This is a genomic window from Stieleria sp. (genome assembly GCF_041595215.1).
Taxonomy (GTDB): domain Bacteria; phylum Planctomycetota; class Planctomycetia; order Pirellulales; family Pirellulaceae; genus Stieleria; species Stieleria magnilauensis.
This window is the reverse complement of the sequence record NZ_JBFHKV010000290.1, coordinates 1-8,476: the sequence shown is the minus strand read 5'-3', so window position 1 is coordinate 8,476 and position 8,476 is coordinate 1. Positions and strand designations below refer to the sequence as shown.

Annotated in this window: 9 protein-coding genes; 5 read left to right on the top strand and 4 right to left on the bottom strand. The window is 58.5% G+C overall.

Features of this window, described 5'->3' with window-relative positions:
• On the top strand, positions 1–206 hold a 206-nt coding region (locus ABX749_RS13145), incomplete at its 5' end, for a hypothetical protein (protein WP_372896385.1).
• Between the two features lie 18 nt (positions 207–224).
• Here the strand turns inward: ABX749_RS13145 and ABX749_RS13140 are convergent.
• A complete protein-coding gene (locus tag ABX749_RS13140) occupies positions 225–884 on the bottom strand; it encodes a metallophosphoesterase family protein (protein ID WP_145207646.1) in 660 nt (219 codons plus the stop codon).
• Positions 885–1,170: 286 nt separating this feature from the next.
• Here ABX749_RS13140 and ABX749_RS13135 point away from each other — a divergent pair, with 286 nt between their 5' ends.
• The 4 genes from ABX749_RS13135 to ABX749_RS13120 all read left to right on the top strand — a co-directional run bounded on the left by ABX749_RS13135 (position 1,171) and on the right by ABX749_RS13120 (position 5,834).
• On the top strand, positions 1,171–3,291 hold the full coding sequence (locus tag ABX749_RS13135; RefSeq protein WP_372896384.1) for a vWA domain-containing protein: 2,121 nt from the start codon (positions 1,171–1,173) through the stop codon (positions 3,289–3,291).
• A gap of 244 nt (positions 3,292–3,535) precedes the next feature.
• On the top strand, positions 3,536–4,660 hold the full coding sequence (locus ABX749_RS13130) for a hypothetical protein (protein WP_372896383.1): 1,125 nt from the start codon (positions 3,536–3,538) through the stop codon (positions 4,658–4,660).
• Positions 4,661–5,162: 502 nt separating this feature from the next.
• Positions 5,163–5,561 carry an HU family DNA-binding protein gene (locus ABX749_RS13125; RefSeq protein WP_145207644.1) on the top strand — a complete coding sequence of 133 codons (399 nt, stop codon included), beginning with the start codon at positions 5,163–5,165 and terminating at the stop codon, positions 5,559–5,561.
• A gap of 54 nt (positions 5,562–5,615) precedes the next feature.
• Positions 5,616–5,834: a hypothetical protein gene (locus ABX749_RS13120; RefSeq protein ID WP_095740768.1), complete on the top strand. Its 219-nt coding sequence runs from the start codon at positions 5,616–5,618 to the stop codon at positions 5,832–5,834.
• Between the two features lie 268 nt (positions 5,835–6,102).
• On the opposite strand, the gene ABX749_RS13115 is transcribed toward ABX749_RS13120, so the two are convergent.
• From ABX749_RS13115 to ABX749_RS13105, 3 genes are all read right to left on the bottom strand, one after another.
• Positions 6,103–7,746, bottom strand: coding sequence for a flagellar hook protein FlgE (locus ABX749_RS13115; protein ID WP_372896382.1), 1,644 nt, complete (start codon positions 7,744–7,746; stop codon positions 6,103–6,105).
• 111 nt (positions 7,747–7,857) lie between these two features.
• Positions 7,858–8,223: a flagellar hook capping FlgD N-terminal domain-containing protein gene (locus ABX749_RS13110; RefSeq protein WP_372896381.1), complete on the bottom strand. Its 366-nt coding sequence runs from the start codon at positions 8,221–8,223 to the stop codon at positions 7,858–7,860.
• Between the two features lie 10 nt (positions 8,224–8,233).
• Positions 8,234–8,476 (bottom strand): hypothetical protein (locus ABX749_RS13105; protein WP_372896380.1); only part of this gene is annotated, 243 nt, incomplete at its 5' end.

Here is an 8,476-nt window from a genome sequence, read left to right as displayed (position 1 = left end):
CATCGGCGGCGGCAACTGCGGGTGACCAATATGGCGTGAGCGTCCGTCCGGACTCATTCTTCGCACAAGCCTCCGGTGACGAGATCGATTTCAGCTTCACTCCGGGCGTCGTGACGGTGGGCGCGGTCGCCATTCCGGAACCCGCTGCAGCAACGATGCTGATGCTCGCCAGCTGCGGCGTGGTCCTTCAGCGTCGTCGTCGGTAGCACTTCCTGCGGTCGTGCTTACTGCCGCAGCTCCCCCTTTTCATTTGCCTGCCAAACCTGCCGGGTGTTGACGTCCATCGCCGTCAACCAACCGCCGCCATAGCAATAGGTGTCCAAGCAAATCAGGTGGCCCGAGTCGAGAATCTCTCCGTCTCGATTGGCGGTGTGTCCGACCACCGCGGTCTTGCCGCTTTGATGTTGGGGCGGAATGCCATTGGTCAGCGAATACCAACGCAGCATTTCGATCGCTTGCTCTTCCAACGGCAACTCGGGATCGTAGGCGGCATGGGTGAAGAAGAAGTCACCGGAGACATAAAAATCGCCGAGCGAATCGAGAAACTGTTGGTGTTCAGGCGGCAAGAAATCAAGATCGCCGTCGAAGCCATAGCTTTCCAAGGTCTCCACGCCGCCATATTTCAACCAGGCGTGGTGCGATCCGCCGTGATGCAGGACCTCCAACATCATTTCTTCGTGGTTGCCCAGCACGCCGACCAACTGCGAACGATCGGCGAGTCGAATCAGGGTGTCGATCACCCCGCGAGAATCCGGTCCCCGATCGATGTAGTCGCCCAGCGTGACGATGATGTCCTCGCCGGTCGGATCAATCGCATCCAACACTGTTTCCAGGGCGGTGCGACAACCATGGATGTCTCCGATCGCGATCAATCGTTGCGTCACAAATATTCCTATCGTAGCCGGCGTTTCCAGCGATCCCGGGCATTGCACACTCTGCCCCCCCACCAGGGTCGTTTTGGGTACAAAGTGTGCGAGATCAGCGTTCGTTTAAATAGAGTTCAGGTGAACAGGTGGTCTCAAAGTCGTTTCTACGTTGAAAGTTTGTGAAAGCTCAGCGACACTGTCTAGGCAGCGATCACGACGGCAAGGCTTTCCCCGTTCGCCAGGCCCGCTTTTGCGGTGCTTCGCTCACCCCCTCTCTGCAAGTTTTCCAGGATCGGATGTTAGCATGAGTACCACTGAATTTCCCAGCACCGATTCGGCCGAGTTTCCGGAGCGTCCCGTCGACGCTGTCGATCTGGGGGATCAGGACCTGGGGGATCAGGATCTGGAAGAGGTCGATGCCTGGGACGAGGAGGAGCTGGAAGAAGAACCGGTTCTGCAGACGGACGAGTCCGCGGCGCTGATTGGCAGCATGGCCGTGCATATCTTGATCATCGTCTCGTTGGCGATCGCGCCCAGCGCCGTTTTCAAAGACGAAGAAGCGGTCGTGATCGTTTCGCCTCCGGTGGAAACCGAATCCGAACCCCTGGTGGAAGAGGTGGTGTTCAGCGAAATGCCGGAGATCGCGATCGGCGCCAACAGCACCGCCGAGGCCGAGATGGCGGACGCGTCGGCTGAAATGTTCGCGGAAATCGCCGAGATCCCCAGTCCTGTCGAACTTGAAAAAAGCGATTTGGGCGACATCGAAGTCAACCGAATATTTTCCCAACCGATGGCCCCCATGGACCGCCTGACCGACCGCAAAGGCACCGTCGGCGAAGGCGCCAGCGGAGCGGCCGGTGCCGTCGATCGTCTCACCTTCGAAATCCTGCAATCGATGGAAGAGCGTCCGACATTGGTCGTCTGGCTGTTCGACCAAAGCGGATCGCTGCACCGCCAACGAAGAGAGATCCGCGACCGATTCGACCGGATCTATGACGAGTTGGGCATTATCGCTGACGCCAAAGCCAAGGACGAGAAAGAGCTGGCCGCGCAACGTCGACGCGGCATGAACCACGACGCCCAATTGCTCAATTCCGTCATCGGGTTCGGCGAAAAAATCACGCTCTACACCGAGACACCTACCGAAGACGTCGACGAAATCAAACAGATCGTCGACAACATCGAAACCGACGCGTCCGGCATGGAACGCGTCTTCACCGCTGTCAAAAGCGCCGCCGAACAGTACAAGTCGCTGCGCGTTAGCCGCGGCGGCAACGAACCGCAGCGGAACGTGCTGTTGATCGTCGTCACCGACGAACGTGGCGATGACGAACAGCAGGTCGAAGACACGATCGAGATTTGCCGCAAATACGGTATGCCGGTTCACATCATCGGCGTCCCGGCTCCCTTCGGACGCCGCGAAACGTTGGTCAAGTACATCGATCCCGATCCCAAGTACGACCAATCCCCGCAATGGGCATCGGTCGACCAAGGCCCCGAGTCGTTTTTGCCCGAGCGCGTCCAATTGCCGTTCACCGCCAACTTCGAAGAAGAGCCGACGATCGACAGCGGCTTCGGCCCCTACGCGTTGACGCGTCTGAGCTATGAAACCGGTGGGATCTACTTCAACGTCCACCCCAATCGCAACGTTTCTCGCCGAGTCAACAAGCGTGACGTGGCCGCGTACGCTTCGGACATGGAGTACTTCTTTGACCCGGCCGCGATGTCTCGCTATCGCCCCGACTATTTGTCGCCGCGCGATTACGTCGCCAAAGTCAAATCGAGCCCCTTGCGCACCGCCCTGGTCACCGCGGCCCAACTCAAACCGGTCACCGGCATCAGCCGCCCAAGACTGCGTTTCATCGGAACCGACCAAGCCCGACTGTCGGGCGACTTGACCCGCGCACAGCAAGACGCAGCGCGACTGGAGCAGCCCCTGGCACGGATGGCGATGACGCTGGAACCGGGCATGAAGTACCGCGAGTCCGAAGAGAGTCCGCGTTGGCGCGCCGGCTTCGACCTCGCCATGGGACGCGTCCTGGCCCAGAAAGTCCGCACCGAAACGTACAATGCCATGTTGGCCAAAGCGAAATTGGGCATGTCGTTCGAAAAAGAAAAGAACAACACCTGGATTCTCGAGCCGAGCGACGAGGTGACCGTCGGCAGCAAATGGAAACGCGAAGCCGAAACGGCCAAAATGCTGCTCGAGACCGTCGTCAAGGAGCACCCCGGAACACCGTGGGAATTGCTCGCCAAGAAGGAGCTGGAAGTGCCGATCGGATGGACATGGACCGAAGATTTTACCGATCTGTCGCCGCCGCCACGACGCAACCCGGGCAACAACAACAATCCCCCGCGGCCGGCCAGCGACGATCAAAAACGGATGCTCCAAAAAGCACCCAAACGCCCCGTGCCGAAGCTGTAGCCCGAACCGGACGCGGCGACGTGTTTCCAGCGGGAAGCGTCAGCGACCGGCGCGTGACACTCCGACATCCCACGCGCGCCACTGGCTCACGCCACGTGCTGATCCCACCACCCCAGCGGGAAGCGTCAGCGACCGGCGCGTGATGCACCTCTCCCGCAAAACTCTCTTTCGCCCCCGACATCGGATTTGTTACCTAGGGACGAGTTGACGATCTATCGACTCGATAATCCAGGGAAACCAACCGATGATGCGTCCCTCCCGACGTTCGTTTGCCGCGTTTTGCACCGCCGCCGTTGTCACCGGGCTGTCCGCCGCCCCAGCCCAGGCTGCCCCACCGAGCTTGTTGCGGCTGTTCGGAAAATCAAAACCGATCGACGAAGCGGACTCGTTCGTGCTGACCGAAGAGGATGGACCCTGGCTCTTGCTCGCAACGACTTTTGTGGGTGAAGACGCCAAAGACCGTGCCCAACGAACCGCTGTCGAAATCCGCAGTGAGCTTCGATTGCCCGCGTTCATCTACAAAGAAGAATTCAATTTCACCGGCACCGCCGGCGAAGACAACGCGACCGGCCGACGGGCCCGCTATGCGAACCCCCACCAATACCAGGCGTATGCCGTCTTGGTCGGCGAATACGACTCGGTCAACCACGAAAGCATCGACCGGGACCTTGAACGCCTCAAGTCGGCGGACCTCGATGTGTTCCGCGATCCCGACGATGTCGCCGCCGAATACAACACCGAATCTCCCGCATCGATGATCAAGGCGTTCGGCGAGCAATTGTTTAAATCGCGTAAAGGCCGCGGTCGCAATCCAATGGCCGCCGCCTTCGTCACCCGAAATCCGCTGTTGCCCGAAGGGTTCTTTCAACAACCCGAAGTCGATTCATTCGTCAAACAACTCAACGAAGGCACCGACCACAACCTGTTGGAAGCCGATGGCAAGTTCACCGTCGTGGTCCGAACCTTCAACGCCTGTGGAACGATTCTTGGCGCCAAGAACCAGGACAAATTCAAGCCGAGCGAAGAGCGGATGGCCAAATTCGCCCGTCAAGCGGACAAGATGGTCAAAGAACTTCGCAAGCAGGGCGAGGAAGCCTACCAGTACCACGACCGCGATCGCTCCGTCGTCACCATCGGCAGCTTTGAATCACTCGGTCGTGAATTGCCCGGCGGTGGATTTCAGTATGAGCCGGAAATTCGTCGGCTGATGCAACAATACAGCGCCCTCAATGCGGCACACGCCAAACGTGTTCCCGGTCGCCAAGGCGTCGCAGCGAATCATGTCGCCATGATCCCGTTTGACGTCCAGCCGACACCGATCGCGATCCCCAAAGCCAGCAAGCGTAGCCTGTATAGCGCTCTGCGGTAACTGCTGCGACGTCGACCACATTCGCGACCGCTCGCCGGCGGCATCAACGGCGAGGGGCGAATCGTGGGGGGAAAAAGGTTGACGTCGGTTTGCCTGACCGCCCGCCCCCCCGCTCTCTACCGAAAACGCACCGGCACCTTCCCGCCCTCAATGGGAACCACACGTTTTCATCCTCAAACAGCTGCCGCATCCACGCCCGCCAGAGCGTGGATGCTCCGCCGTCCGGCGACGACAGCCAGGCAACCGGCCCCGACGAAGCTCCAGTCGCAACAATTTTTCCGGTTATGCGGAATGCTTCAAGAATCCGGTGCGAAGATGCCGACATTCATACCAAGAGCGGTCTGCTTTGCCAGAAATCCGCCCCCGATCACATGGGGGCGTTGGCTTGACGACCGACTCCGGCATCCCTATGCTTCGGCCTTTAAGTTGAAAGCTTGCAAAGGGTTACATCATTCGCCCTCAAGCGTATTTTGGGTCGGCGGAGAGCCAGCAGGAGTCGGGAGTGACCAAGAAAGACATCGTCCGAACGATTTCTGACGAAGTAGGCCTAACGCAACAACAGACGAAGAAGATCGTCCAAAAGACCTTTGATTCGATTATCGAGACGCTTGTCCGCGAGGGTCGAATCGAGCTGAGGAATTTTGGCGTCTTTGAAGTCAAGCCGAGGGCTGCACGCCGTGCGCGCAATCCCCGGACAGGCGACGAGGTGATCGTACCGGAAAAGTACGTCGTTACCTTCAAGCCTGGTAAGTACATGGAGGTCAGGGTTCAGGACGCAGAACTCGACGTTCACCATGACGAGCTGTCAGGTGACGTCGACGAAGCGAACGCCGGTGCCCAGGTTTCCCCAACCGATACCACGCCGTCCAACAAGATTACCGGTCGCTGGGACGAAGATTAATCGATCGTCACAGGGGTCGTGGCCCAACTGAAAACGTTCACGGAGGAACGTCCTATGCGTCGCTTGTTCCAACTCACCATGCTGGCCGTCTGCGTCAGCAGCTCCGTCGGATGCTTTCTTCCGATCTATTCGCCGCGTCCTGAACGCCGCGTCCAGCAGTTGCTCTACACCTCCGAAGACATGCGGTCGGTGATCGACGAGTGGGAACGATTCTGGTTCCTTGATTCGCCCAGTCACCTGACTCCGATCCGGACTCACGGCGGCATCATGTAAGCTGCGGACAAGCCCCCGATAGGCAACGCTGTGAAGCACTATTAGCGGCAGGGCGCGAGCCCTCCGGTGTTCTGCGAAGCACTATTAGCGGCAGGGCGCGAGCCCTCCGGTGTTCGGGTAACGATGAGGAACCGGAGGCCTTGCGTCCTGCCGCTAACACCTCGGCAAACGCAGCCGTTGCAACGAAAAACGCCAAGCGGCTCAATGCCCCTTGGCGTCATCGACGTCCCCATGGTGTCAAACCGAAGCGTGCCTAAGCACGCTCACGTTACCGGATGATGTTGGTCAGCTCTTCCAGCATTTCGTCCGACACGGTAATCGTCCGTGCGTTGGCCGAGAAACCGCGCTGGGCGACGATCAATTGGGTGAACTCTTGGGCGATATCCACATTGGAACGCTCAAGCTGGCCTCCCATGATCTGTCCTCGGTTTCCGGACATCCCGCTTCCCAGCGATGCTTCTCCGCTGCTCATCGACTGCTTGAAATAGTTGCTGCCCACGGCGTCGAGTGCGTTGGGATTGCTGAACGTGGCGATCGCGAGTTGGGCAAGCGGAATCGCCCGTCCGTTGGAAGCCAAGCCCGTCAGCTCGCCGGTTGTCGAGACCGCGACGGACGTCAGCGACCCCGGCGGGATACCGTCTTGCATCTGAGTGATCGAAAAATCCGTCGCAAGATGGCTCAGTCCGGAGAAATCCAACGCGATCTCTTGCGGTGCGGTGATTCCATTGAATTGGATCTCGATGTTCGCGTCGCCCACCCCGGTCAGCCCAGCCAAACCATAGCTGCCGTCTTCGTTAAACGTCAGATTCAGTACGGAGTTGTCGATCAACACCCCCGACTCGGCACGAATGTCGGCGGTGACCGACCAGGTATTCGCGGACTCTTTCAAAAAGTCAAAATTGATCCGGTGGCTTTCGCCTCGAACGTCAAACACTTCCATGGACAACTCAAACGTGTCACCGTTGCTGCCCTGGGTGCTGAGAAACATCGAGTTGGCAGAGAAACTTGATCCGCCCACGTTGCCCGAGGCATCGCGAAGCAACAGACTGAGAAACCCCTCGCCGGTCGTGTCCGAAGTGACCGAAAGCGTACCGTCGGCGGCCAGAGCAGCCGTCGCGCCGGTCAACGCACCGTTGAGCGAGTCGACCAAATCTTGAAGCGTAGCGGTCTCCGCGTTCAAGTTCGCGGAAAAGGGCGTCCCATCGGGATTCGTCCCGGAGATCTCAATCACGTCACCGGCGACATAGTCCGTCGTGTTGATGGTCAAATCATTCAGCAACGTGGTTCCATCGGCCACACCGGACGACGTGGAGAATCCGGTGAAGGACTGCAGCACTTCGGCAACCGGCGGCGAAGAACTTGACGGCAGGTTGCCGGTGAAGTTCACCATGCTGCTTGCTTCGCCGGCGATCGGCGCGCCGATCGGAACGTTGATGTAGCTTTCGCCGATGTCTTGGAACGCGACACCGCCGTCGGCCCCTTCGCCGACATCCCCCATACGCTGCACCAAGAAACCGGTCGCCGGGTCGACCAGGCGACCGTTCGAATCCAGCGAGAAGGCTCCCGCACGCGAGTAAACGTTGTCGTTGGCTTGACCGCCCAACGTAAAAAAGCCTTCGCCCTGAATCGCAAAGTCAAAGATTTGCGAGGTCGATTCCAACGTTCCCTGAGTAAAGCTTCGCGTGATCTGTGCGGTCTGCACCCCCGTTCCGATCGCTTGCGGATTGATGCCGCCGCTGTCTTCGGTGGCCGCCGACGCTCCCCGAGCGACGTTGTACATCAAGTCGCTGAACACGGCCGATTGAGATTTGAACCCCACCGTGTTCATGTTGGCCAGGTTATTGGCGACGACATCAAGTTTTTGTTGATGGGTGCGAAGTCCGGTGATGCCGGTCATCAAAGATCTAGACATAGGTTGCCCCTAAAGATGGTAGATGTTTGGATGGAAATGAAATGAAAGAGAGAAAAAGGGAGAGAGTTCAGCGGGAGGTTCGCCCTCCCGGTTTGGTAGCCGTCCCGGTTGTTACGCGGCCTCGGCCACGCGTGCGATTTGATCCAGGGAAACGGTCTGACCATCGACGAGTACCTGAATGGAGTCATCGATATTGAAGACGTCGGTCGCGACACCGGATTTGATCGAACCCGATGCTTCATCGAGGTAGTCGACGGACTTGCCGATCAGGTTGACACCCTGCGTCAATTCCTGCAGCTGCATGTATTGGTTGAATGACGCATTGAGGTTTTCGATCCCTTCCAAAATGGAAAACTGCGTCAAGTCATTGATCAAACCCTCCTGGTCAACGGGATCCACCGGATCCTGGTGCTGAAGCTGGACGGTCAACAACTGAAAGTAGTCGATTGAAGCGGATTGCGAGGTGATTCCTTCCATCTGTCTCTCCTTATGCCACGATGTTGACGCCGCCGCCGGAAACCGATGCTCGGCTCCCCTGCGTCTGCGTTGTTTCTGGTTTTGATTGGTAGCGATGTTCGGCGGTCGGTTGACGACCATCCGATTCTGTCGACGATTGATCGTCGTATGAAATGTTGACGTCGGATGTTTCGAATCCGAGATCCGAGAGGGCCTCCATCAACTGGTCGCGATGACTGGTCAATAACTCGCTGGTGACGAATTCGGTTGCGAT